At 47.7% G+C, this 25313-nt stretch carries 24 protein-coding genes, 2 tRNA genes, 1 other RNA gene, 1 pseudogene and 1 other annotated feature; of the genes and pseudogenes, 21 read left to right on the forward strand and 7 right to left on the reverse strand.

The features are described 5' to 3' along the window. Window positions 1–10: 10 nt before the first annotated feature. From M662_RS00250 to M662_RS00270, 5 genes are all read left to right on the forward strand, one after another. Window positions 11–1345: a serine hydrolase gene (locus M662_RS00250; RefSeq protein ID WP_026577623.1), complete on the forward strand. Its 1335-nt coding sequence runs from the start codon at window positions 11–13 to the stop codon at window positions 1343–1345. A gap of 124 nt (window positions 1346–1469) precedes the next feature. Beyond that, the gene (gene pdxS, locus M662_RS00255) at window positions 1470–2354 is read left to right on the forward strand and encodes a pyridoxal 5'-phosphate synthase lyase subunit PdxS (protein WP_008636157.1); all 885 of its coding nucleotides are present in this window, start codon (window positions 1470–1472) and stop codon (window positions 2352–2354) included. 18 nt (window positions 2355–2372) lie between these two features. Further along, complete coding sequence (pdxT, locus tag M662_RS00260) at window positions 2373–2963, forward strand: pyridoxal 5'-phosphate synthase glutaminase subunit PdxT (RefSeq protein WP_026577622.1); 591 nt, start codon at window positions 2373–2375, stop codon at window positions 2961–2963. 38 nt (window positions 2964–3001) lie between these two features. After that, window positions 3002–3225: a binding site (T-box leader), on the forward strand. Between the two features lie 55 nt (window positions 3226–3280). Then, on the forward strand, window positions 3281–4558 hold the full coding sequence (gene serS / locus M662_RS00265) for a serine--tRNA ligase (RefSeq protein WP_026577621.1): 1278 nt from the start codon (window positions 3281–3283) through the stop codon (window positions 4556–4558). 265 nt (window positions 4559–4823) lie between these two features. After that, window positions 4824–4916: transfer RNA gene (locus M662_RS00270), tRNA-Ser, on the forward strand. 208 nt (window positions 4917–5124) lie between these two features. Here the strand turns inward: M662_RS00270 and M662_RS00275 are convergent. Further along, window positions 5125–5487 carry a winged helix-turn-helix transcriptional regulator gene (locus tag M662_RS00275; protein ID WP_026577620.1) on the reverse strand — a complete coding sequence of 121 codons (363 nt, stop codon included), beginning with the start codon at window positions 5485–5487 and terminating at the stop codon, window positions 5125–5127. Between the two features lie 252 nt (window positions 5488–5739). On the opposite strand from M662_RS00275, the gene M662_RS00280 reads away from it, so the two are divergent. The 3 genes from M662_RS00280 to M662_RS00290 all read left to right on the forward strand — a co-directional run bounded on the left by M662_RS00280 (window position 5740) and on the right by M662_RS00290 (window position 8107). Further along, a complete protein-coding gene (locus M662_RS00280) occupies window positions 5740–6948 on the forward strand; it encodes an MFS transporter (protein WP_026577619.1) in 1209 nt (402 codons plus the stop codon). Window positions 6949–7011: 63 nt separating this feature from the next. After that, window positions 7012–7623 carry an NAD(P)-dependent oxidoreductase gene (locus M662_RS00285; protein ID WP_008636134.1) on the forward strand — a complete coding sequence of 204 codons (612 nt, stop codon included), beginning with the start codon at window positions 7012–7014 and terminating at the stop codon, window positions 7621–7623. A 16-nt stretch (window positions 7624–7639) separates the two neighbouring features. Continuing rightward, on the forward strand, window positions 7640–8107 hold the full coding sequence (locus M662_RS00290; RefSeq protein WP_026577618.1) for an NUDIX hydrolase: 468 nt from the start codon (window positions 7640–7642) through the stop codon (window positions 8105–8107). Window positions 8108–8325: 218 nt separating this feature from the next. Here the strand turns inward: M662_RS00290 and M662_RS00295 are convergent, their stop codons facing one another. After that, window positions 8326–9009: a deoxynucleoside kinase gene (locus M662_RS00295; protein ID WP_008636132.1), complete on the reverse strand. Its 684-nt coding sequence runs from the start codon at window positions 9007–9009 to the stop codon at window positions 8326–8328. Beyond that, window positions 9006–9647: a deoxynucleoside kinase gene (locus M662_RS00300; protein WP_026577617.1), complete on the reverse strand. Its 642-nt coding sequence runs from the start codon at window positions 9645–9647 to the stop codon at window positions 9006–9008. Before M662_RS00300 ends, M662_RS00295 begins: the two co-directional genes overlap by 4 nt. 209 nt (window positions 9648–9856) lie before the next feature. Here M662_RS00300 and M662_RS00305 point away from each other — a divergent pair. Further along, a tRNA-Arg gene (locus tag M662_RS00305) sits at window positions 9857–9929 on the forward strand. Window positions 9930–9975: 46 nt separating this feature from the next. On the opposite strand, the gene modB is transcribed toward M662_RS00305, so the two are convergent. Both modB and modA read right to left on the reverse strand, forming a co-directional pair. Continuing rightward, window positions 9976–10647, reverse strand: a complete 672-nt coding sequence (modB, locus tag M662_RS00310; protein ID WP_008636128.1) for a molybdate ABC transporter permease subunit — start codon at window positions 10645–10647, stop codon at window positions 9976–9978. Window positions 10648–10651: 4 nt separating this feature from the next. Beyond that, on the reverse strand, window positions 10652–11437 hold the full coding sequence (gene modA / locus M662_RS00315; protein ID WP_026577616.1) for a molybdate ABC transporter substrate-binding protein: 786 nt from the start codon (window positions 11435–11437) through the stop codon (window positions 10652–10654). 95 nt (window positions 11438–11532) lie between these two features. Between modA and M662_RS00320 the strand changes: the two genes are divergently transcribed. The 4 genes and pseudogenes from M662_RS00320 to aldA all read left to right on the forward strand — a co-directional run bounded on the left by M662_RS00320 (window position 11533) and on the right by aldA (window position 14324). Further along, window positions 11533–12189, forward strand: coding sequence for a M50 family metallopeptidase (locus M662_RS00320; RefSeq protein ID WP_026577615.1), 657 nt, complete (start codon window positions 11533–11535; stop codon window positions 12187–12189). Window positions 12190–12300: 111 nt separating this feature from the next. Next, window positions 12301–12402: pseudogene (locus M662_RS00325) on the forward strand (YjcZ family sporulation protein); the annotation flags it as partial. Between the two features lie 97 nt (window positions 12403–12499). Then, window positions 12500–12751: a hypothetical protein gene (locus M662_RS00330; RefSeq protein ID WP_026577614.1), complete on the forward strand. Its 252-nt coding sequence runs from the start codon at window positions 12500–12502 to the stop codon at window positions 12749–12751. 121 nt (window positions 12752–12872) lie between these two features. Then, a complete protein-coding gene (gene aldA / locus M662_RS00335) occupies window positions 12873–14324 on the forward strand; it encodes an aldehyde dehydrogenase (RefSeq protein WP_008636105.1) in 1452 nt (483 codons plus the stop codon). Between the two features lie 53 nt (window positions 14325–14377). Here aldA and queF read toward each other — a convergent pair whose 3' ends face one another. Next, window positions 14378–14872, reverse strand: coding sequence for a preQ(1) synthase (gene queF, locus M662_RS00340; protein WP_008636103.1), 495 nt, complete (start codon window positions 14870–14872; stop codon window positions 14378–14380). Between the two features lie 358 nt (window positions 14873–15230). On the opposite strand from queF, the gene acsA reads away from it, so the two are divergent. The 5 genes from acsA (at window position 15231) to M662_RS00365 (ending at window position 21261) form a co-directional block, all read left to right on the forward strand. After that, window positions 15231–16940 carry an acetate--CoA ligase gene (gene acsA / locus M662_RS00345; protein WP_026577613.1) on the forward strand — a complete coding sequence of 570 codons (1710 nt, stop codon included), beginning with the start codon at window positions 15231–15233 and terminating at the stop codon, window positions 16938–16940. Between the two features lie 140 nt (window positions 16941–17080). Next, window positions 17081–18388 (forward strand): purine/pyrimidine permease, encoded by a 1308-nt coding sequence (locus M662_RS00350; protein ID WP_026577612.1) that lies wholly within the window; start codon window positions 17081–17083, stop codon window positions 18386–18388. 30 nt (window positions 18389–18418) lie between these two features. Further along, window positions 18419–19756 carry a lysine N(6)-hydroxylase/L-ornithine N(5)-oxygenase family protein gene (locus tag M662_RS00355; RefSeq protein WP_008636100.1) on the forward strand — a complete coding sequence of 446 codons (1338 nt, stop codon included), beginning with the start codon at window positions 18419–18421 and terminating at the stop codon, window positions 19754–19756. 80 nt (window positions 19757–19836) lie between these two features. After that, on the forward strand, window positions 19837–20349 hold the full coding sequence (locus M662_RS00360; RefSeq protein ID WP_008636099.1) for a type 1 glutamine amidotransferase domain-containing protein: 513 nt from the start codon (window positions 19837–19839) through the stop codon (window positions 20347–20349). Between the two features lie 141 nt (window positions 20350–20490). Then, window positions 20491–21261: a DUF3891 family protein gene (locus M662_RS00365; protein ID WP_026577611.1), complete on the forward strand. Its 771-nt coding sequence runs from the start codon at window positions 20491–20493 to the stop codon at window positions 21259–21261. On the opposite strand, the gene M662_RS00370 is transcribed toward M662_RS00365, so the two are convergent. After that, complete coding sequence (locus M662_RS00370; protein ID WP_008636097.1) at window positions 21258–22547, reverse strand: glycoside hydrolase family 18 protein; 1290 nt, start codon at window positions 22545–22547, stop codon at window positions 21258–21260. The two genes, M662_RS00365 and M662_RS00370, sit on opposite strands and share 4 nt — an antisense overlap. A gap of 82 nt (window positions 22548–22629) precedes the next feature. Here M662_RS00370 and tadA point away from each other — a divergent pair, with 82 nt between their 5' ends. From tadA to dnaX, 3 genes are all read left to right on the forward strand, one after another. Further along, the gene (gene tadA / locus M662_RS00375; protein ID WP_008636096.1) at window positions 22630–23112 is read left to right on the forward strand and encodes a tRNA adenosine(34) deaminase TadA; all 483 of its coding nucleotides are present in this window, start codon (window positions 22630–22632) and stop codon (window positions 23110–23112) included. Window positions 23113–23161: 49 nt separating this feature from the next. After that, window positions 23162–23427: signal recognition particle sRNA large type (gene ffs / locus M662_RS00380), an RNA gene on the forward strand. 156 nt (window positions 23428–23583) lie between these two features. Then, on the forward strand, window positions 23584–25308 hold the full coding sequence (gene dnaX / locus M662_RS00385; RefSeq protein ID WP_026577610.1) for a DNA polymerase III subunit gamma/tau: 1725 nt from the start codon (window positions 23584–23586) through the stop codon (window positions 25306–25308). Window positions 25309–25313: the final 5 nt, after the last annotated feature.

Raw genomic sequence — 25313 nt, forward strand, 5'->3', positions numbered from 1 at the left:
GTCGAGAAAGTTGAAACAAAGATTGAGAGCATCAGTGGCCATGACTATGGTCGTGCTTATGACAGTGTTTGCCGTATTTATGAGTCCATTGAGTACATATGCAAGCACCGTTGACGTTGGGGCGAAATCAGCGATCCTCGTTGATGCAGACACAGGGAAGATTTTGTATGAAAAAGAGGCAGATTTAACTCTACCTCCAGCAAGTATGACGAAGATGATGACAGAGTATCTCGTTTTGGAAGCGATTGATGAAGGAAGAATCAGCTGGGATACGACGACACAAATCAGTCCTTATGCTTATGAAATATCCGCCAACCCTGAATATTCAGGTGTCGGGTTAAAAATGAATAAAGATTATACGGTACGAGAACTATATGAAGCGATGGCGATCAACTCGGATAACGCCACGACGATTACACTGGCCGAGCTGGTTGGTGGAAGTGAAGGCGAATTCGTCAAAATGATGAATGAAAAAGCCAAGGAATTAGGTCTTCCGGATTATGAATTCGTGAACGCTTCTGGATTAGATAACGCCCACCTCGGGGATAACCACCCAGAAGGAACGGCGGCAGATGGAGTCAACATGCTTTCTGCCAAATCCGCTGCCACGCTTGCTTATCACCTGATCAATAATTATCCGCAGGCACTGGAAATCTCCAGTCAGCCGACATTAGAATTCGAAGGAAAAACCGTCACGAACTGGAACTGGATGCTTCCGGGAATGCCTGGAGAGAACTTGAAGCAGTTCGAATATGAAGGCATGGACGGCTTGAAAACCGGCTATACCGAGCTTGCGGGCAATACCTTTACAGGAACAGCTGAACGGGACGGTGTACGTCTGATTTCCGTCGTTATGAAATCAGAAACCCGTGAGAGCCGTTTCCAGCAGACAGCCGAACTGTTGGATTACGGATTCCAGCAATTCTCCCGCCAGGAACTATTCCCGGCAGGATATGCGAAAGAGGAAGAATCGACCGTTTCTGTTGCTAAAGGAAAAGAAGACAGTGTCGCTATTGAGACAAGCGAAGCAATAAGCACCATGGTGAAGAATGCCGAAGAAGATCAATACACACTGGAGTACAAGTTGGATAAGGACAAGCTGAATGAAGATGGAGAACTTGTCGCCCCGGTCAAAAAGGGAGACAAAGTCGGAACGGCCGTTCTTGTTTATAACGGGGAAGATAACTACAGCAACCTTGTTTCTGATGAAGGGGAGACCGTTGAACTCGTCGCTGCGGAAGACGTCGATAAATCAAACTGGTTCATGCTGATGCTTGGAGCAATCGGCCAATTCTTTGCGGATATCTTCACTGGTGCCGTAGATATGGTCAAAGGTTGGTTCTAACATAAAAAAAACCTACATATTTTGTAGGATTTAAAGCGGTAATGCGTTACAATAGAGGATAAGAATCTATGATTCAAAAAATTTAAAATGCTTGAAACATATAGCTGTCAGGGAGGAATATATCATGTCACAAACAGGTACGGATCGCGTCAAACGCGGAATGGCCGAAATGCAAAAAGGTGGCGTCATCATGGACGTCGTAAACGCAGAGCAAGCAAAAATCGCGGAAGAGGCCGGCGCAGTAGCCGTTATGGCTCTTGAACGTGTACCAGCAGACATCCGTGCTGCAGGTGGAGTCGCTCGTATGGCGGATCCAACGATCGTAGAAGAAGTCATGAATGCTGTTTCTATTCCGGTAATGGCTAAAGCACGTATCGGTCACATCACAGAAGCTCGTGTCCTTGAAGCGATGGGTGTGGATTATATCGATGAGAGTGAAGTACTGACTCCAGCTGATGAAATCTACCACATCAAGAAAGATGACTACACGGTTCCTTTCGTTTGTGGATGCCGTAACATCGGAGAAGCGACTCGTCGTATCCGTGAAGGAGCTTCCATGCTTCGTACGAAAGGTGAGCCTGGTACAGGAAACATCGTGGAAGCAGTAAGCCACATGCGTCAAGTACAATCAGAAATCCGTAAACTTCGCGGGCTGTCTGAAGATGAAGTCATGGTATTTGCTAAAGAAAACGGCGCACCGTTCGATCTTCTTATGGAAATCCGTGAAGAAGGCCGTCTTCCTGTTGTAAACTTTGCAGCGGGTGGAATTGCTACTCCGGCTGATGCGGCTCTTATGATGGAGCTTGGAGCAGACGGTGTATTCGTTGGATCCGGTATCTTCAAGTCCAACAACCCTGAGAAATTCGCTCGTGCGATCGTAGAAGCGACGACTCACTATACGGACTACAAACTGATTGGTGAGCTGTCCAAAGACTTGGGTACAGCGATGAAAGGGATGGAAATCTCCACTCTTACACCTGATCAGCGCATGCAGGAACGCAGCCAGTAAGTAAAGGAGAATGACATCATGACTACAATCGGTGTATTAGGTTTACAAGGCGCTTTTCGTGAGCATGTTCGTTCTGTCGAGGCATCAGGAGCAGAAGCTGTCGTCGTTAAGAAGAAGGAACAGCTGGAACAAATCGACGGTTTGATCATTCCCGGTGGAGAGAGCACAACCATCCGCCGGTTGATTGACAAATACGATTTCCTTGAGCCGATCCGTCAATTCGGAAAAGCAGGGAAGCCGATCTTCGGTACGTGTGCCGGCCTGATTCTCCTTGCATCTGAAATCGACGGTTCCTATGATGTCCACCTCGGTCTGATGGATATCAAAGTACGCCGCAATGCTTTCGGCCGACAGCGGGAAAGCTTTGAAGCGGATCTTGATATCGAAGGGGTGGCGGAAGGATTCAATGCGGTCTTCATCCGTGCTCCTTATATCGAAGGTGTCGGTGAAGAAACGAAAGTGCTGGCCCGCTATGACGGACATATCGTCGCAGCTCAGCAGGACCAGTACCTGGCATGTTCTTTCCACCCTGAATTGACAGATGACCACCGCATCACGGCTCATTTTGTGAAAATGGTGGAGAACTCCCGTAAAACACTTGCATTATAATTTTAAATCCGCTAATCTTATGTAACACAACCTTTATAATTAACGCGATGATAGGAAATAGTAGCACGTCCCTTCTCCTTGAAGAGAGTCAGTGGCTGGTGAGAACTGACGGGGAAGCCGTGTGAATCCATCCTTGAGTTGTGCAGCCGAAGTCCAGTAAGCTGTACCGGTGCTCACCGTTATGAGTAGAAGCCGGAAGGTCATGGTACCTTCAACTTGGGTGGTATCGCGGGAAGCATATAGAAAAGCTCTCGTCCCTTTATATAAGGGACGGGAGTTTTTTTTATAGGCAGAAAAATAACAAGGAGGAATAGATGATGTTAGACATGAAGTATCTGCGTCAGAACTTTGACGAAGTAAAAGCGAAGCTGCAAAACCGCGGGGAAGACTTGTCTGATCTGGATGCATTCGGTGATCTCGACAGTAAACGCCGGGAGCTGATTCAGGAAACAGAAGAGCTGAAAGCGAAGAGGAATGAAGTTTCCAAGGAAATCTCCCAACTGAAGAAAGCGAAGGAAGATGCGGACGATAAGATTAAGGAAATGCGCGAAGTCGGCGATCGTATCAAAACGCTTGATACAGAATGGAAAGAAGTCGAGGAGAAATTGGAAACGATGCTGTTATCTATTCCGAACATTCCTCATGAAAGTGTTCCTGTCGGAGAAGATGAAGACGACAACCAGGAAGCGAGAAAATGGGGAGAACTCCCTGCCTTCAACTTTGAAGCGAAGCCGCACTGGGACGTGGCGACAGACCTTGGTATGCTGGACTTCGAGCGTGCCTCTAAGGTGACGGGAAGCCGTTTCGTATTCTACAAAGGCCTTGGTGCCCGCTTGGAGCGTGCCCTGCTCAACTTCATGATGGACCTTCATTCTGATGAGCACGGATATCAGGAGATGCTGCCACCACAAATGGTTAATCGTACCTCTATGACTGGTACAGGCCAGCTTCCGAAGTTCGAAGAAGATGCCTTTAAGATTCAGGACTGGGATTATTACCTCGTTCCAACGGCAGAGGTTCCAGTTACGAACTTCCACAGGGAAGAAATATTAAGTGCAGCAGATCTTCCACAGAAGTTTGTCGCTTTCAGCACCAACTTCCGTTCTGAAGCAGGTTCTGCCGGCCGCGATACCCGCGGACTCATCCGCCAGCACCAATTCAACAAAGTCGAGCTTGTCCAGCTTGCCAAGCCGGAGGATTCTTACGATGTATTGGAAGAACTCACCGGTCATGCGGAGAAAGTACTCCAGCTGTTGAAACTTCCTTACCGTGTCATGAGCATGTGCACAGGCGATCTTGGTTTCACAGCAGCGAAGAAATACGATATCGAAGTGTGGATCCCGAGTCAGGAAACATACCGCGAAATCAGCTCCTGCTCTAACTTTGAAGATTTCCAGGCGCGTCGAGCCGGTATCCGTTTCCGCCGTGACGAGAAAGCGAAGCCGGAATTCGTCCATACACTGAATGGTTCCGGACTTGCCATCGGTCGTACCGTTGCAGCGATCTTGGAAAACTATCAGCAGGAAGATGGTTCTGTCGTCGTGCCGGAAGTGCTTCGTCCATATATGGGTGGCAAAGACGCCATCAGCAAATAAGAGAAAAAACCGTACAGATCCTGTCTGTACGGTTTTTTTCAGCAATGAGACCCTGGAAGAGCAAAACGATCAGGAGGGTCATCCGCCTCATGGAAAGCTCATCGTGTTCATCGGCATCGGAAGTTGTCGATTTTAGTTGACGAAGGCAATACGGATTTTGTATAATAACAAAGCAGTCATTATTCCGGAGGTTTTTTAGGGAAAATCTTCAGGATGTATTGACGAAAGAGATGATAAATGGTAATATATTTATTGTCGGTCATACGGAGGAGTACCCAAGTTTGGCTGAAGGGAGCGGTCTTGAAAACCGCCAGGGGCTTTACGGCTCGCGGGGGTTCGAATCCCTCCTCCTCCGCCATTATTATTATCAACAATTGCGCATAAAAATTGGAGATTATAGAACAGAAATCGTTACGTCATGTAACGATTTTTTTTATGCTTAAAACTAGAGGCGGCCTCTTTAGGTTACGGCAAATAAAAATCCCTCCATGGATCAGGAGGGATTTTTCTTAATATGAATGCACTGTCTGAAAGGAGCCTGCTCCAAGCAATGGTTATCTATCCTTCTATACTTTTTCTAATTCCTCTGTGTCCAGTAGCACATCTTCTTTGTTCGGGTACGTATTCTCGATATGCTGTTCACCCCATTCACAAAGCATGTCGAGGGCACCTTTCAACGTCCATCCATATTCCGTTAGTTCATATTCTACCTTCGGTGGTACTTGATTATAAACGATGCGGTTCAGGACGCCGTCTGCTTCCAATTCACGAAGCTGCTGAGTCAGCATCTTTTGTGTGATGCCGGGCATCAAGCGTTTCAACTCGGACGTGCGCCTTTTCTTTTTGATCAAGTGACAGAGGATGACGACCTTCCATTTACCTCCGATGACTTCCAATGCAGCCTCTACAGGGATGTTGTACTTGGCCATGTCTAACTCTCCTTCCCTAAGGTACTTTTTAGACGGTACAGTTTATAATTGCTATACACTAAATTACCATGGTTCGACCTGTTTGGCTATTTTTTTATCTCGGTAGAACCCTTGGTGTGTCATAAATGTTACTTATAAGTTCCTATAGCACCCGGAAGTGCGTACTTCTCAAGTCATGGAAAAGCAGGCATAATCGTTTCTAGAAACGAAAGGCGCCTCGTTTTGATCATGAAAAGAGGAGGTAGGAACAGAATGAGTTCCCAATCACAAGGTGTCGGAAAGGCATCCATTCAAACAAAAGAAAACAGCAATACGTTTGCATTATTAGCTCTTGCGATCAGTGCTTTTGGTATCGGAACGACAGAATTCGTTCCAGTCGGCCTGCTTTCTTCCCTTGCAGGTGACTTATCTATTTCCATTACACTTGCCGGTCTGTTGATTTCCGGTTATGCGGTGGGGGTTGCCGTCGGTGCTCCTGTTTTGACTGCTTTAACAAGTAGAATGGGACGAAAGAATCTGCTTATGGCACTTATGGTAATTTTTATTATAGGTAATTCCATCGCTGCTTTATCGTCCAGTTTCGGTATATTGTTGGCTGCGCGGGTAATTACGGCTTTTTCTCATGGTATTTTCTTTTCCATCGGTTCGACCATTGCAGCAAGTCTTGTCCCTGAGAATAAGCGGGCAAGTGCAATTGCCTTTATGTTTACAGGATTGACGGTAGCCACGGTAACAGGGGTCCCGCTCGGTACTTTCATCGGTCAGCACTTCGGCTGGAGGGCGACCTTCGCCGGTGTGGCTTTACTTGGTGTGATCGGCATCATTGCAAGTGCTTTACTTGTACCGAAAGATTTAGAGGAAGCACCACCCTCCAAATTCTCGGATCAAATGAAAATATTAAAGAACAGTAAAATTATGCTTGCTTTCCTTATAACGGCTCTCGGGTATGGTGGAACATTTGTTGCGTTTACCTATCTGGCTCCACTGTTAGAGGATATCACCGGCTTTGCTCCCAGCCTTGTCAGTGTCATCCTGCTCGTTTACGGAGTGGCAGTGGCGATCGGTAACACGGTCGGCGGGAAGCTTTCCAACCGTAACCCGCTGAAGGCGTTGTTCTGGATGTTCGTCTTTCAGGCAGTGGTTCTGATCGTGCTTACCTTTGCCGTTCCATTCAAGGCCGTCACTCTGATCGTTCTTTTCCTGATGGGACTGTTTGCATTTATGAACGTTCCTGCTTTGCAGATATTAGTGGTTCAGCTGGCGGAGAAATACGTCCCTTCTGCTGTCAATGTCGCCTCCGCTTTGAATATTGCGGCCTTTAACGTCGGTATTGCCATCGGTTCCTTTGTCGGTGGGTTGATTGTAGATTCCATCGGTCTGATCCATACACCTTGGATCGGCGGTATAATGGTTATTGGTGCTGTTCTATTCACCGCTCTCCTGAGACGGATGGAGAGCTGAATGCTGGTTTCCCAACACCTCCAAGTTATAATAGAGTAGAAGGAAGTCTTGGAGGTGGAATCTATGAAAATCGTTGTATTTGGTGCGACTGGAGGAACGGGTCTTTCCTTTGTGAAACAGGCACTTGAATCAGGCCATGAGGTAACCGCCTTTGTACGGACACCGGATAAATGGATGCTTGTCCATGAGCGCCTGCGTGTCGTAGAGGGAGATGCCCTCGACAGAGAAGCCGTTTCCGCTGTAATGGAAGGACAGGAAGCTGTCGTATCGTGTCTCGGATCTGACAGCCTGAAACAGAAGGATAATCTGGAAAGAATGGCGGGGAATCTCGTTCGGGGCATGCTTGAACATCGTATTTCCCGTATTCTGTACGTTGCTTCTGCCGGTATTTATAAAGAGATCCCAGGCTTTACAGGGTGGATGTCCCGGCTTATTTTGAAGAACGTCCTTAAGGATCACAGCCAGGCGGTCAATGCCATTATGGCAGCAGGACTCGATTATACGATCGCCCGTCCGATGCGCCTCGATGACGGTGGTGTGACAAAGATGTACCGTACTTCGCCTACAGTTCCGAAGGATGGAAGAAGAATCAATCGGGGCGACGTCGCTCATTTCCTACTGAAGGCTTTGGAAGAAGGCCGTCACCTAAAAGAAACCGTCGGCCTGGCCAACTGACAGGGGAGGTCGTCTGATGGGTTATGTTCAGGAACTTCGCGCCCTTGTCGGTCATCGCCCGCTGATACTTGTCGGTTCTGTTGTCATCGTGAGGAACGAAGAAGGGAAAATACTTCTCCAGCAGCGTCGTTCTCCGCACGGCGTCTGGGGGCTTCCCGGCGGATTAATGGAGCTTGGCGAAAGCACAGAGCAGGTCGCTCGCAGGGAAGTCTATGAGGAAACCGGTTTGACGCTTGGTACTCTTTCCTTGATGGATGTCTATTCGGGGGAAGATCAGTACAGCAAAGTGGAAAACGGTGATGAATTCTATGTCGTCACAACCGTTTATCACACGCAGGAGTACAGCGGGATATTAAGACGAAACGAAGAATCGCTGCAGCTTGCATTTATAGATCCTGAAGCGCTCCCTGACCGGATGGTCGGGAGCCACCGGAATATGATACAGGCATTCCTATCTAAACAAAAACAACCGCGGCCGGACTAATGTCCGGAGCGGTTGTTTTTTCTTTTATACAAAACGAGTATCGTCCAAGTGAACAGTAAACAAAACAGACTAAGAATAAACAAGCTGACAGTCGCTGTAGAAACAGGCATGCTGGTGCTCCCTCCTGTTTATCATGATAAGCATAGGAAGTGATGAAACGTTGGATTTCATAAATACTTTATAAAAAACCCCCTTCCGTTTGGAAGGGGGTGAGAATCTTATGTGAGCAGACGGCTGGAACGCCATTTGCGTGATTCCTGGATGAAGTGGCCGATTTTCTCTAATACCGGTTCAATGCTTGATTCATCGTTCAAAACATCATAGTCGGCGATGTTCAGACGAAGAACGGGGCAGGAATTGAAATTGTCGATCCAATTATCGTAACGCTTAAACATTTCTTCCCAATATTCGACAGGAGTTTCCTGTTCCATCGGCCGGCCTCGTTCTTTGATGCGGGAAAGGATATCTTCAAAAGAACCTTCCAGGTAAATGAGAAGGTCAGGATGAGGGAAGTACGGTGTCATGACCATTGCATCAAACAGATTGCGGTAGGTTTCATAATCCGTTTCCGACATCGTTCCTTTCTCGTAGTGCATCCGGGCGAAGATCCCGGTATCTTCATAGATGGAACGGTCCTGGATGAAGCCGCCTCCGTATTCGAAGATTTTCTTCTGTTCCTTGAAGCGTTCGGCGAGGAAGTAAATTTGCAGATGGAAACTCCAGCGTTCGAAATCCTGATAGAATTTATCAAGATACGGGTTCGTATCCACCTTTTCAAAGGAGGTACGGAATTGGAGGGCATCAGCAATGGCATTTGTCATCGTAGACTTTCCAACTCCAACTGTACCGGCGATTGTTATCACGCTGTCATGTGGTATACCATAGCGTTCACGTGCATTCATTTGATTACTTCTCCTTTATTCAAGTGTTGTTCCACGAGTCCGACAATTTGGTCGAGGTCGTCCTGTCGCTTTACGAAGTCAAGCTTATCCCCGTTCAATCGGATAACCGGTATGTCCGGATTCTCCCTCTCAAAATGCTGCATGAACGCATCGTAATCTTTAGAGAGCTGCTCCAAATAAGACGGTTGGATGTTTGCTTCTACATCACGATTGCGCATCCGGATCCTGTCCATTAATGTGTCCAGACTTGCATGCAGATAGACGACCATATTCGGTTTCGGCATGTCGTGAGTAAGAATGTCAAAAATCCGGGCGTATTTGTCGAACTGATCCTCTCTCAGGGTGCGTCTTGCAAAGATCATGTTTTTAGATATATGGTAATCGGCAATGACAGGTTTTCCAAGCTGCAAGTATTTGCGTTCAATGTCTTCCAGCTGCTTGAAACGGTTGCATAGAAAGAACATTTCTGTTTGGAAACTCCATTCCTCGATATCATCATAGAATTTGCCTAAAAACGGATTTTCCTCCACGATTTCTTTCAACAAATGAAAGTCAAATTGGGCGGCGAGCTTTTTAGACAAAGACGTCTTCCCGACCCCTATGGGCCCTTCGACGGAAATGAAAGGCAGGTCCCCCATGGTTTCTCCTCCTTCAAACTCTTTTCACTATTTCAACGCAGTGCTCAGCAGCATCCGCGGTTATCTTACAAAAAACGATACGTGTAGACAGACAGCTAACATTTTACCATATAGATCCCAAAGGTGTAACAGCTGAGTTCGTAAAATTCAGCGTGTACCTCTTTTCAATTGTTGGTTTATTTTGTATAATAGGGAACATACGTGTTTTGGCCCCCGTAGCTCAGGGGATAGAGCATCGGTTTCCTAAACCGTGTGTCGCAGGTTCGAATCCTGCCGGGGGCATAAAGAAAAAGCGGAAGATCTTCCATTCGGAGGATCTTCCGCTTTTTTAATGAGGATGGGAGGAGATTTTCTTCTTCGTCCATATATTCAACCAAAGGACGGTGCTGAATCCGAGTGCGACGATAATCAGTACCCACATGTAGGCCTGTTCCATTCGTCCGGATTCGACAGCAAAATAAATTGCGAGTGGAATGGTATCGGTCTTCCCGGGGATGTAGCCGGCGATCATAAGGGTTGCGCCGAACTCGCCCAGTGACCTTGCGAATGTCATGACGAGACCTGCCAATAAGCCGGGCCATGCTAGGGGAAGAGAGATCGTGAAGAACACTTTCCACTTCGATGCTCCCATTGTAAGTGCGGCGTTTTCCAAATCTTTATCGTAGTTGGCAAAAGCGGCGGAGGCGCTTTGATACATGAGTGGAAAAGCGACCACCGTTGAAGCGATTACCGCTCCTGTCCAGGAGAAGATGACCCGGATGCCGAACGATTCCATCAGCCAGCTGCCGATGAATCCATTAGAGCCGAACAGATATAAAAGGGCGAATCCGGTTACAGTCGGCGGAAGTACCAGCGGCATGAGGAAAATAGACTCCAGGACACTTTTCCCGGGAAATATTCGTCTGGAAATCCACCTTGCTGCCAGAGTCCCCGTAAGAAAAACAAAAACGGTTGCGATGGCTGCTACTTTGAGGGATAGGTAGAGCGGATAATAACTCACCGTGTCAGCCCTCTACCTCAAACCCATATTTCCGCAGGATGTCCTGTCCCTGATCTTCCTTTAAGAAGGATAAGAAGGCTTCTGCTTGATCCTTAGTCCGGCTTTTTGAAATAAGGATTCCTGGGTATGTGATCGGATTATGTAGATTTTTGTCCACTTGTTCGACGACCTGAATGTTATCCGAAATCTCTGCATCACTTGCATAAACGAACCCGTAAGCAGCCTCGCCTGATTCTACATAAGCCAGCACCTGGCGGACATCACTGGCGTAGACAAGCTGATCTTTCAAATCCTTCCACAATTGAATCTTTTCCAGTGCCTGCTTCGTATAAGAACCAGCGGGAACGCTGTCTGGATTACCGATTGCAATTGTTTGCTCACCCGGGACCTTATTCAGGCTCTTGAACGTGAGGGCATCTTCTTTCGACTGACCCTTTGGTGTAATCAATACGATGCGGTTGGCAGCAAAATTCGTCCGTGTTTCTGTATCGGCAAGTTCTTTTTCTTCTAATTCATCGACCCACATTCCGTCTGCAGATAAGAATAGATCGACCGGAGCACCGTGTTCGATCTGCTTGGCTAATTTCCCGGAGCTTCCAAATGTCGTATTCACTTTCGTACCGGTTGCTTCTTCGAATAAGGGAGCAGCTTCTTCAACGGCATCCGTCAGACTGGCGGCTGCAGCAACCGTTATTTCTTTCGGTTGATTTTTCTGTTCTTCCGCTTGGGAGGAGCATGCGGCCAGAAACAGACAGGCTGTGAGGGAACATAATATGATTAATTTCTTCATGTTTCGTGCCTCCTTCGTTTCATTAAGTATAGTACAAAGGAAAGAAACGGGCGAAAGAATTTATCGACACAGTTTATCGAAAAGGAGGTCTACTCTTGAAATTACAAATCATTCTGATGCTCGTCCTGGCGCTGATTTTGACGCAGCTTCCTATTGTTGGGAAGTATTTCGCCATTTTGAATACGATGATCCATGAAAGCGGACATTCTCTCATGGCTTTGTTGACTGGTGGCGAGGTCCGGAGGATTTCACTCCTTCCTGACACCTCCGGCCTCACGTGGACGGGGCACCGGTCCTGGTTCGGACAGGTGCTGACAAGCATGGCTGGATACGTCTTCGCATCCTTTTTTGCTTTCTTGTTTTTTTATTTAATCTGGCGTGGCCACTATAAATGGATGATCTATATTCTTCTTGCCTTTCTTGCTGTTAATTTGATCTTCTGGGTACGTAACCTGTATGGGGTGTTTTGGATCGTGACGTTCGGAGCCGGGTTCCTTTGGCTGCTGCGGACCGGTCATGAGACGGTTGTCCAATATACGCTGGTCTTTTTTGCTTCGCTGATTCTCGTCGAATCGGTGACGAGCGCTTTTGAAATTATGTGGATCAGTTTCGTCGCTCCGGGACAGGCTGGAGATGCCGCCAATCTGGCAAGGGCGACTAAAATCATACCGGCCCCGATATGGGGGATCGCCTTTTTTGCGCAATCGCTCTACTTCGCTTATTTATCATTAAGACGAGCCCTTCCTTTTTGAAGGGGTGCAGGGAAAAGATAATTTAAATGAAAATCCGCATCCGCCCTTCCTAACCCCCCGAATCTGAATAAGGTAGTAAAGTAAGTGAGAGGAGGGGAATAAATGAGCGGAGGATACGGATACGGAGGCGGTTTCGCCCTGTTGGTTGTTTTGTTCATCCTTTTGATCATCATTGGTGCATCTTATGTAGGTGGCCGTGGATACGGATATTAATAAATAAGAACGGGGGGATTTCCTCCCGTTTTTTACGTTTTTGTGATGGACAGGCCGGGTAAAGGTTAATAGACAAAAAGGACGGGAGAGTCATGGTATGAATATGAAGGAGAAGCTGATGACACAAGGATATGAGCACATTGATATACTTCTCATTGATGAGGATTCCAACAAGACGACGGTTGCGGATATTTCTCTAAACAAGGTAACAGATTTAGAGTACAAGCTGTATTTGGAACCAGAATCAATTGCTTATCGATTTGACGTGGAGAATCCTTATTTTGAAGGAGAGCAGATGGTCGAAAGTGGAACACCAAGGAAAGTAAAAGGGTACATATTGGAGTGGTAAAAACGAAATCTCTGGAAACAGAGATTTTTTTATTTTCCGTGGGACGTGAACCAACTGGAAAGTTTAGGGGTGCGAAAGAAGTGGAATATTCCCGGTAAACCATTACAGGAGGTCATTCAAAATGATTCAACATAAACTATACATTAATGGAGAATATACAGAATCGGACAGCTCGGAGTGGATCGAAGTTCTGAATCCGGCGACGGAAGAAGTCATTTCCAAGATTCCGAAAGGGACGAAGAACGATGTCGAACGTGCGGTTTCCGCGGCTGCAGCTGCACAAAAGGGCTGGGAGCTGACGCCTAATATTGAACGCGGGCGAATCGTTCGTAAGCTTGGAGATGAAATCGAGGCAAATCGTGCTACCTTCATCGATTTACTTCAAGAAGAACAAGGGAAAGATTACGAGCTTGCCAGCGGCGAAGTAGACCTTGCCATCGATTATTTCCGATACATGTCCGAATGGGCGCGCAGGATTGAAGGGGAAATTGTGCCGAGTGATCGTGCGAACGAAAATATTTTCATCTATAAAAAACCGATTGGCGTTGTCGCCGGTATCGTACCATGGAACTTCCCTGTTTTCATTTTGGCACGTAAGGTCGCGACAGCGCTTGTGACTGGCTGCACAATTGTGCTTAAGCCGAGCCAGCAGACGCCTAACACAGCGATGGAATTCACGAAAATTATCGATAAGATGGAGGAAATTCCAAAGGGTGTCTATAACGTCGTGACTGGTTCCGGTTCGGAGATCGGTAACGGACTGGCGACGCATCCGGAGGTGCAGATGGTTACGATGACGGGTAGTGTGCCTGCGGGTACGAAAGTAATGGAAGCAGCAGCTCAAAATATTACGAAAGTCAATTTGGAGCTTGGAGGTAAAGCACCGGCGATCGTCACTCCAAATGCAGATTTGGATATTGCAGTGGAGTCTATTACAACCTCCCGTCTGGCCAACAATGGACAAGCGTGTACGAATGCGGAGCGCGTCTATGTCCATGAAAGCATTGCAGACGAGTTCGTAGAGAAGCTGCGTCATCAGTTCGAGGGCTTGACGATTGGAAATCCGCGGGAGAACAAAGAAGCGGACGTTGGACCGCTTGTCAGTAAAGACCGGTTGGAAGAAGTGGAAGAAATGGTGAAGGAAGCCGTTCAAAACGGCGCCAAGGTGGAATTTGGCGGTGAACGGGGAGATTTGGATAAAGGCTACTTCTATAAGCCTACAATCCTGACCAACGTCACCCACGACAGCAAAATAATGCAGGAAGAAATTTTCGGTCCCGTCATCCCGATCACGACATACAAAACACTAGATGAAGCGATTGAAAAAGGTAACGATACCGAATACGGACTTTCTTCCTCTGTCTATACGGACGATATGAATGAAGCGATGAGAGTGGTCAATGAGCTGAAGTTCGGTGAAACATATGTGAACCGGGAAAACTTCGAAGCCGTTCAGGGATACCATGCCGGCATGCGTAAATCCGGCCTCGGCGGTGCGGATGGGAAACATGGAATGGAAGACTTCCTCGTCACCCACGTCGTTTATATGCAGTATAAGAACGATAAGAAATAAACCGGATACCACACAAAAAGAGCTGTCACCAAAGGGTGACAGCTCTTTCTCATTTAACGGTTGTCAATCGTCTCCGGATACATGTCATGGTTCATCATACGATGATCGGCCATTTGTTCGAACTTCGTGCCCGGCTTTCCATAATTGCAGTAAGGATCGATAGAAATACCTCCGCGTGGAGTGAATTTACCCCATACCTCTATATAACGAGGGTCCATCAAATCGATCAGGTCGTTCATGATTGTGTTGACACTGTCCTCATGAAAGTCTCCGTGGTTACGGAAGCTGAAGAGATAAAGCTTCAGGGACTTGCTCTCGACCATTTTAATGTTCGGTACATAGCTGATATAAATGGTGGCGAAGTCAGGCTGGCCTGTTTTTGGACACAGAGTTGTGAACTCCGGGCAGTTGAACTTGACGAAATAGTCGCGGTTCGGATGCTGATTATCGAATGTCTCCAAGACCTGCGGGTCGTAAGTAGTGGCGTAAGCTGTTTCCTGGTTTCCCAGTAGAGATAGATTAAGAGAATCTTCGTTTCGTCCGGGCATTATGTTTTCTCCTTTGTGATGTAGTTAATGGAACATGAAAAAAGCCGCAACCCCTAAGGGCTGCGACTTGTAGTAAGTGACATCCTTAGTTTTTTATAGAGGGGTTGGCTAAGAAACCTCTTTCTATGCTTCGTTTATTATAGGTGGAGGAGTAAACGGCTGTCAATTTTTGTCCTGCTGTCGACCTGTTTCTGTAAATCTTTGGACATTCCTCTTTAAATATCTACAGAAATCACCTACAATATAGATAATTCCTTTAATATTCAGAAAATATATCCGCGTCCAGGCTCTGAAAGATTCAGAGCTTTCATTAGCCACGGACAGAAAACGTTTACAAAAATTCTTATGAGGTGATTTTATGGACATGCAACCAATACCGGCTCGATCTGGCAATCACAACATGGAAGACTACACAGAAACGTATAAGAATTTTCAGTGGGAAGAAGCGAAGCGTCATTTCACGTGGAATGAAACAGGAAAGGTTAATATCGCTTATGAAGCGGTTGATCGTCATGCAGAGGATCCGGAGAAGAAGGACAAAGCGGCTCTTATATTTTCCGCCCCTGACCGGGAAGAAGTGCTGACGTTTGAAGATTTAAAGCAGAAGAGTAATCAGTTCGCCAATATATTGAAGAAGCATCATATTGATAAAGGGGACCGCGTTTTTCTTTTCATGCCGAGAAGCCCGGAATTTTATGCAGCATTCTTCGGTATTATGAAGGTTGGTGCGATTGCAGGACCACTGTTCGAAGCCTTCATGGAGCAGGCAGTGCGCGACAGGCTCGAGGATAGTGAAGCAACGATGCTGATCACGACACCGGAGTTATTGGAGCGTGTTCCTGCTGATGATCTTCCGAATTTAAAACAAGTCGTACTGGTAGGCGGCGATGCACCTGGGAACTATATTTCCTTTGAGGAAGAGATGGAACAGGCATCGAGCGAGTTCGACGTCGAATGGGTCGACCTGGAAGATGGGATGCTTCTGCATTACACATCCGGTTCGACAGGAAAACCGAAGGGGGTTCTGCACGTCCATCACGCGATGATCCAGCATTACCAGACAGGAAAATGGGTACTCGATCTTAAGGAAGATGACGTATATTGGTGTACGGCTGACCCGGGATGGGTGACGGGCACCAGCTACGGTATCTTCGCCCCATGGCTGAATGGAGTGACGAGCGTAATCCGAGGCGGCCGTTTCAGTCCAGATGACTGGTATGCGACGATTGCAGACAAGAACGTATCTGTTTGGTATTCCGCGCCAACGGCTTTCCGGAAAATGCTGAGTGCCGGGGAAGCGACAGCGAAGAATTATGATTTATCTTCCTTAAGGCATATTCTAAGTGTCGGTGAGCCCCTAAATCCAGAAGTAGTAAGCTGGGGGTTGAAAGCTTTTGACCTTCGTATCCACGATACGTGGTGGATGACCGAGACAGGAGCTATGCTCATTTGTAACTATCCATCGATGGATATCCGCCCGGGATCGATGGGTAAACCGATTCCTGGTGTGGAAGCATCGATCGTAGATAATGAAGGAAACGAGCTTCCGGCGAACCAGATGGGTAACCTGGCGATCAAAAAGGGATGGCCGTCCATGATGCGTGCCATTTGGAATAATCCAGGGAAATACGAAAGCTATTTCCTTAACGGCTGGTACGTTTCCGGAGACAGTGCTTACAAAGACGAAGAAGGCTATTTCTGGTTCCAGGGACGTCTGGATGACGTCATTAATACTTCTGGTGAACGGGTAGGTCCTTTTGAAGTAGAAAGTAAGCTGATTGAGCATGAAGCCGTTGCAGAAGCGGGAGTCATCGGTAAACCGGATCCCGAGCGCGGGGAGATCATCAAAGCTTTCATTACGCTTCGGGATGGATATGAACAATCAGATGAACTTCTGGAGGATATCCGTCAATTCGTTAAAAAAGGATTGAGTGCCCATGCGGCACCGAGGGAAATCGAAATCAAGGATACGATTCCGAAGACGCGGAGCGGTAAGATTATGCGCCGATTACTTAAGTCTTGGGAGCTTGGTCTTCCGACTGGCGATACTTCCACACTGGAAGAATAAAAAGAGCTTTCTCCACCCATGCAGCCCCGGCTGCATGGGTTTTCTTTTTTGCAAGAAGATGTTTCACGTGAAATGGGGTTGATAGCCTGTGGTAAAATAATAAATGTAAGCGTTTTACAAAAATAGGGAGTGTCATAGTCATGAGCAGGAATTCGAGTTTAGTATTAAATAATGCGATGGAAACGATCCAATGGTTCGTTTTCCTTCTGGCCAATGCCGTTGCCTTGCCGATTGTCATCGGCGCCATATTCGAATTGAACTTCGTTGAGATTTCCGAATTAATGCAGCGTACGTTTTTCGTTGTGGGGCTTGCCTCCCTTCTGCAAGGATGGATCGGGCATCGACTGCCGATCATGGAAGGGCCGGCGGGATTATGGATCAGTATTTTCACCGTGATGGCTTATACGGGTGTCCATGCTGGAGACAGTTACCGGGAAGTATTGCAGGTTCTGCAGGGGACGATGATATGGACGGGAATCTTCCTGCTTCTATTCGGTTTGTTCCGTCTATCTCACCGTGTGCTATTTGTTTTCACCCCGTTTGTAACGGGCGCTTTTTTATTTTTATTGACCGTTCAGCTCAGTGGGACATTTCTTCAGGGAATGCTCGGTATTGATGGAGGAGAACAGCAGATTGAATCAACCGGCGCCATCATTGCTTTCGTAACGGTACTGCTGGTATTGGGTTTATCTATTGCCGGACGGGGCTGGGTGAAAAGTTTCGCCGTTCTGATTGGAATTGTAATGGGATGGGTATTGTATGTCATAGTTGCCGGCGGCGGATCCGGCGGAGGACAAGCCGGGGGAGGCTTCTCGCTTCCGGAGGTGTTTGCATGGGGGGCTCCTGTTTTTTCCTTGAATACGATCCCGCTCGCTTTCATGATAGCAGTCATCCTGTTGTCTAACTTGGTAGCTTCTGTTGTAGCGGTGACAGAGACGATTCATGGGAAAGCGACCTATACATATGCACAGATCAATCGTGGAAGCAGCTTCATGGGGATCAACCACGGCCTTGCTGCACTTTTTTCTTCTATTGCTAATGTGTCGATGGCTTCTTCTTCCGGTTTTATGCAGCTGACGGGCCAAAAGCGGAAAGCGCCGTTTTTATATGCTGCGGCGCTTCTTATCCTGGTGTCCTTCTTCCCGTCGATTGTTGCCTTCATATCCGGCATTCCGAAGCCTGTTGCCAATGCAGCGCTTCTGGCTACATTTATCCAGTTGATGGGTCTCGGTCTGTCGAACATGACGAGTGAACGGCTGGACGAACGCCGTTTAATGATCCTTGGGATTTCCTTCTCCATCGGTATTGGATTGATGTTCCTGCCTTCCTCCGTTTTCGCTGGTATGCCTGCTATGGCACAGAATTTGCTCAGCAATGGTCTGCTTGTCGGCACCATCCTTGTCATTCTGTTGGATCAGCTGTGGAAGGAATCAAACAGAACGGCATAGTAGAGAATAGTAGAAAGAGGATGTGATGATATGCAGCAACACATATATGATGTCGCCGGAATTGGAATTGGTCCTTATAATCTGGGTCTTGCAGCTCTCATGGATCAGAAAGGAGAGGTCGACGGAATCTTTTTTGATAAGACTCCGGAGTTTGCCTGGCACCCGGGCATGTTGATCGAGACAATGGATCTGCAGGTACCTTTCCTGGCTGATCTCGTGACCTTCGCAGATCCGAAGAGCCCCTATACGTTCATGAATTATCTCTATGAGCATGACCGGATGTTTCCTTTCTTCTTCCATCGTCATTTCGAGGTTCCGAGGCAGGAATACAACCACTATATGAAATGGGTGGCGGGTCAGATCGACAATCTGCATTTTGGACATACCGTCATCGATGTATTGGATAGGAAAAATGAATCCATTCCGCACTATGAGGTGGTTGTCGAAGATCACACCACAGGAAAGAGGAAATCGTTCTTCTCCCGGCACGTCGTGCTTGGTACGGGGAGCGAACCGATTATCCTGGACGGAATGGATCACCTTCCAAATGAAGATGTCCTGCACACGAGTCGTTATTTATTTGCGAAAGATGAGCTGTTGAAGGCCGGGCATGTAACAGTGGTGGGTTCTGGTCAAAGTGCCTTGGAGGTGTTCCTTGATTTGCTGGAGGAGCAGGACCGGCGCGGGGATATGAAGGTGAGTCTTCTGACAAGATCCGGTGGATTGTTTCAGCTGGACAAGGCAAAATTCGCACAGGAGATGTTTACACCGGCATTTGTCGATTATTTTCATGAACTTTCCCTGGATTCCAGAAAAGAAGCCCTCTCTACCCTTGACCCGCTCCGTAAGGGGATTGACCCGGAAACATTGACGAGGCTTTACACCAAGCTTTATCACCGGACGGCGGGTCAGGAAGACAGCCGCGTGTTTATACAGCCTATGACGGAGATCAGGGGGATTGAAGCGGACGAAAGAGGCTACCGCCTGCAGTGCCGCCAGTGGCAGGAAGAGATAGACTATGAGTATGAGACAGAGAAAGTGGTTCTGGCAACCGGCTACAAGCCGCATGTTCCGAAATGGTTTTACGACCGTTTTGAGTCCGAGGTGGAATGGGAGGACGAAGGAATGTATAAGGTGACCCGTGATTACCAGCTTGTGTTTGGGGATGATCGTCAGCATCACATCTTTACTCTGACGGACCTAGTCCATTCACACGGGGCTGGAGCGACCAACTTGGGGTTGTCCGTTCACAGAAACGTCCATATCCTTAACACGATTGCAGGCAGGGAGATCTACAGGAACCAGAAGGATTCCGCCTTCCAACAATTTACCGTCAAAGATTTACAGAAGCATCCAAATGGTAATTAATTGGTTTAATCTCGTGCGATGAGGGAAGACAAAGGATGTATTCACAATAAACCACAATGAAGTCAAGGAGATGGTAAGAAATGAGTAAGATTGCTTGTGTCATTACATCAAACTTTGAAGACGTGGAATATACACAACCTGCCGATGCTTTCACTGGAGAAGGTCATGAAGTGACGAATATTGAATGGGAAGCAGGCAAGGAAGTGACAGGGAAACAAGGAGATGCGACGGTGAAGATCGATGCATCCATCGATGATGTGAAGCCGGACGATTTCGATGCGCTGTTAATCCCTGGTGGATTCTCCCCGGACATTCTCCGTGCCGATGATAAATTCGTATCGTTCGTGAAACACTTTATGGATGAAAAGAAACCGGTATTCGCTATTTGTCATGGGCCGCAGCTGTTGATTACAGCGAAGACTCTGGAAGGTCGTACAGCGACAGGCTTCAAGTCTATCGCGGTAGATATGGAATATGCAGGCGTGAATTATAAAGACGAGGAAGTCGTCGTTTGTCAGAATCAGTTGGTGACGAGCCGTCAGCCGGATGATATCCCGGCATTTAATCGGGAATCACTGAAACTGCTGAAATAAGCTAATCTATGGAAGGACCACAGAGCATGGCTCTGTGGTTTTTTTCCTTTTTCATAAGTAGAGGTGACAGGCTGGTTGCTTTATAATGAAAGAAGACGCTCGTACCGATCTGCGTATCATACCTACCGAGGAGGAAGAATTATGATTGTCATAGAAAAGCAAGATCACTTCATCATGATTCAGCAACATGACCATGCCTACATATCTGGACAAATTGTCGCGTTCTGGAAGAAGAATTTTTTGTTGCGCTCGAAGCTCAGGGAAGTGGCAGACTGGGCGATTCAGCAACACGACCGTGCTTGGATTCCACTTGATCAGAATCCTGCTTGGAATGAGGAAAAGCAGCGTCCTTATTCTTTTATCGATTATCCATTGGCAGAGAAGATAGAGGCGTATCGCAGAGGTATAGAAGAGGTGGAAGAACAATCCTTGTACGCCGGTATTCTATGCAGCATGCATTATGCGTCTTTCTTCAAGGAAGACAGCGGCGTTCAAGAGGAGCGAAATTTTATAGAAGAAGAAAAAAATCGCCGCTCCAGACTGTTTGAACAAATGGACATGGATATCCCGGAAGATATCTACCAGCTCCACTTCCGAAGGCTGCAGTTCTGCGACGATCTTTCTCTTTTCCTTTGTATGACAGGTCCGGACGTCCCGAAGGAAGAAGAAGTACCTTGGTTTCGTAATGGATTCCCTCAAACGTTTGATGTTGCTCCGGAAGGCATTCGTGCTGATTGGGAAGCGGAGGACCGTGTTTCTGTCCACCCGTTCCCGTTTGCTCAGCCTTTTGAAGTAGACATCCCCTATCGACGTGTAGGGAAACAGGATATTTCCGATAAAGGACTGCTCGCTGCCTATCAGAAGGAAGAAGTACGTCATAAGACAGTGGCTGTAGTCCGGAAACAGGATTAAACCTTCTCAATACTGAACCGGCTTCCGAGCAGCTGCCAGTTTTGCGGGAAGGATAACCCCAGCTTCCAATAGCTGATGCCTAAGAGACCTCTGTCTTTGATCAGGTCGAATTTTTTCTGGATCGATCGTGCATCTTCAAACCATACTTCGTGTTCTTTGCTTGTGGATGCATCCGTATACGTGAAAAAAGGTGCTTGGGATTTTTGATCATAGGAAATGGGAACATTATTCTCTCGTGCGATTTGTATGGCACGCTGAGGGCTTACGGCTTTGGCGAAAGGTCCGCCCGGCTCATAAGGCAGAGTCCAATCATAGCCATACAAGTTTTGGCCGAGGAGAATTTTGTTCGCCGGCATTTCCGTCAACGCATAATCGACAACTTCTGTTACAGGACCGATTGGTGAAACAGCCATTGGAGGCCCCCCGCTGTATCCCCATTCATATGTCATCAGAACGACAAAGTCCGCAATTTCTCCATGCGCGCGGTAATCATGTGCTTCATACCAGGCCCCTTTCTGATCGGCACTTGTCTTCGGTGCCAGAGCTGTCGACATTAACAAGTCTTCCGAGGATAACCGCTGTTTCGCTTTACGTAAGAATTGATTATAATTCTCCCTAAGTTCCGGAGGCAGGAATTCCATGTCAAAATGGACGTCACGGAAGCCGGTTTCCTTTGCTGTTTTTACAATGTTATCGAGCAGCTTATTCTGAAGCGTTTCATTGGTCAGGATCGATCTCCCCAGTTCTGCGCTGAATCCGTCGTCGGTTAAGTTCGTAACCACCATCATCAAGGAGGTGTCGTTTTTTTGAGCGATGTTCTTGAAATCATCCAGAGGTGGTGCCTTCAATGTTCCATCCGTTTGAATTCGGTAGCTGAAAGGTGCCAAGTAAGTGAGCTGTGGCGATCGGATTTCTGCTGCCGTCTCCAGTGCTTCCGACACCTCCCCACCAAACGGTTCCACATAAGCATTTGTCGAAATCGGAACAGGCGGTTGTTGGGGAATGTACAAACGTAAACCGACGGACAGCGGTGCATTTGGAGCAATACCGTTTACCTGTGCGAGTGCGGCGGCAGTCGTGTTAAAGGCTCGCGCTATGGAAGATAAGGTGTCACCGGGCTGAACGAAATAAAACTGGCCGACAATCGGGATGACCAGCGCCTGGCCGATGACCAGATCCCCGGGTGTCTCCAATTCATTTGCCGTAATAATGGCACTTGGCGTACTATCATAAAGACCAGCGATAGAGAAGACGGTATCTCCCTGCTGAACGACATGGATTTGCATGGGCGTCACTCCTTTCTCATCTTTATCAATTGTATGAAACAACCTTTCCGGATTATTCTTTTTATATAACTAGGAGGAAGCTATGGATCAGGACATGAAATATATGAACCTTGCGATAGAGGAAGCAAAGAAAGCAGAAGCAGAGGGCGAAGTCCCGATCGGTGCTGTTATCGTGTTGGAGGATGAAGTCATTGCCACAGGCTACAATCAGCGGGAGACATCCCAGCTCGCCTCTTCCCATGCAGAATTTATCGCTATCGAAAGGGCGAACAAACGCATCGGCAGCTGGCGGTTGGAAGATTGTACGCTGTACGTCACCTTAGAACCCTGTCCGATGTGCGCCGGAGCGATCGTGCAGTCGAGGATTCCAAGGGTCGTCTATGGAGCAAGAGACCCGAAAGCCGGGTGTGCGGGGACGTTGATGAATCTGCTTGATGAGGATCGTTTTAATCATAAGGCAGAGGTTGTTCCCGGGGTTCTTGAGGAAACGTGCGGAGAAATATTGTCTCTATTCTTTCGTAAGCTGCGGGACCGCAAGAAAAAATCCCGTGCCGAGGACAAATAAAGCCGCTAATCATTGCATTTTTCGTGGAAAGTCGATATACTAGTTTATGCCGTGCTAAGCGGGGAGGTAGCGGTGCCCTGTACTCGCAATCCGCTATAGCGAGGCCGAATCCCCATCCGAGGTGGTACGGCCTTAAGGTCTGCCTTATGTGAGTGGTGTTGACACTCAGGTCCTGCGCAACGGGAACCAGTGAACCCTGTCAGATCCGGAAGGAAGCAGCAGTAAGCTGACTCTCTCGTGTGCCGCGGGAGTGCCTGGGTCGAGCCATAACCATAAGTAACGCTTAGGGTCGTATCATCGAAGATGGGTGCACGGCATTACATAGGAAGTTCCAAATACGTAATACATACATCGGAGAGCCGCTATGATCATTTGGTCATAGCGGCTCTTTTTCTACCGGATGGATACGGTTCACATCGCAACCTCCTATCAGGTATAATGGACACGAGACTAAAAAGGGAGAACGGTTTTATGAGCTATCAGGCGTTATATCGTGTTTGGCGCCCGCGGAATTTCGAGGGAGTCGTCGGACAAGAACACATTACACGGACGTTGCAGAATGCCATCGAGCAGAATAAGTTTTCTCATGCGTACTTATTCTCCGGTCCACGGGGGACGGGGAAGACGAGTGCGGCGAAGATTTTTGCCCAGGCGGTCAACTGTGAGCGTGCTCCTGTCAAAGAACCGTGCAACGAGTGTGACGCTTGCCTGGGAATCCAGGACGGTTCCATCTCGGATGTTATTGAAATTGATGCCGCATCCAACAACGGCGTCGAACAGATCCGGGAAATCAGGGACAAGGTGAAATACGCACCAAGTGCTGTACCCTATAAGGTGTATATCATTGATGAAGTACACATGCTGTCCATGGGTGCCTTCAACGCCCTGTTAAAGACATTGGAAGAGCCCCCGAAACACGTCCTATTCATTTTGGCGACGACCGAACCACACAAGATTCCGTTAACGATCATATCCCGATGCCAGCGTTTTGATTTCAAACGGATTTCCCAGAAGGCGATGGTCGGCCGTATGGAGAAGATTACGGCAGCGGAAAACATTACGATTGAAAAAGAGGCACTTGAAATCGTGGCTCTGACAGCAGAGGGCGGCATGAGGGATGCGCTTAGTCTGTTGGATCAGGCCGTTTCCTACAGCGATGAAGAGGTTACGATTGATGATGTGCTTGCTGTCACAGGATCAGTATCCCAAGCGAAGCTCACTAACGTTATCCGGGCGCTGCTTGATCAGGATGCCAAGGCAGCTTTGGAAGCAGTCGATGATTTGATCCAGCAAGGGAAAGATCCAGGTCGATTCGTCTTCGATTTGATTTATTACCTTCGCGACCTACTATTGTTTCAAAGTGCTCCGGATTTAGAACATAATTTGGAGCGGGCGATACCGGATCCCTCTTTCCGTGAACTATCAGGCGAGTTAACGCCGGTATGGATCCAGCAGGCTATTCGGGAGTTGAACAACTGTCAGCAGGAAATGAAGTGGACGACCAGTCCGAAAGTATTCATTGAGATAGCCATGTTGAATATGGTCGAAGTTAGGGGCGGCGGAGAATCAAAGGCGGCACCTGTCCAGTCCGGCGTCGTCGATCAGCTCAGCAAAAAAATCGATGAACTGGAGAAACAACTGACTGCTCTGAAGCAGCGCGCTCCGGAAGCGGGTTCACAGACGCCTGCCCGTCAAAAGCGGGCCCCTGCAAAGTCAGGAAGAAAAGGGTATAATGTACCTTACGAGCGGATCAGACAGGTGCTGAATGAAGCATCCAAAGAGGAAATCAAGAATGTGCAGGGGCGCTGGGCTGACTTTATGGAAGCGTTGAAGCAGAACAATGCGCCTGCACACGCGACGCTTCTGAATAGTAAACCGAGAGCAGCTTCACCAAAAGCTCTTGTCCTGGCTTTCCGTTATGATATTCACTGTTCTCTCGCGCTCGAACATCAGAGTACGATTGAGCCCCTGCTTACAGAATTTGTCGGAAAGCCTTTGACCATTATTCCGATACCAGAAGCGAACTGGCAGGAGATCAGGGAAGAATACGTCCGTAAGCAGAAGCATAATCCGGATGACGGAGAGGGTGGACCGGACGGAGAAGAAGGGTCTCCTTCAGCAGGAAACGAGGAAGAACCACTCGTCACAGAGGCGCGTAAGCACTTCGGGGACGATTTGATAGAAATACAAGATTAAAATGG

Origin of the sequence: Bacillus sp. SB49 (genome assembly GCF_000469135.2) — a bacterium.
Taxonomy (GTDB): Bacteria; Bacillota; Bacilli; order Bacillales; family Halobacillaceae; genus Halobacillus.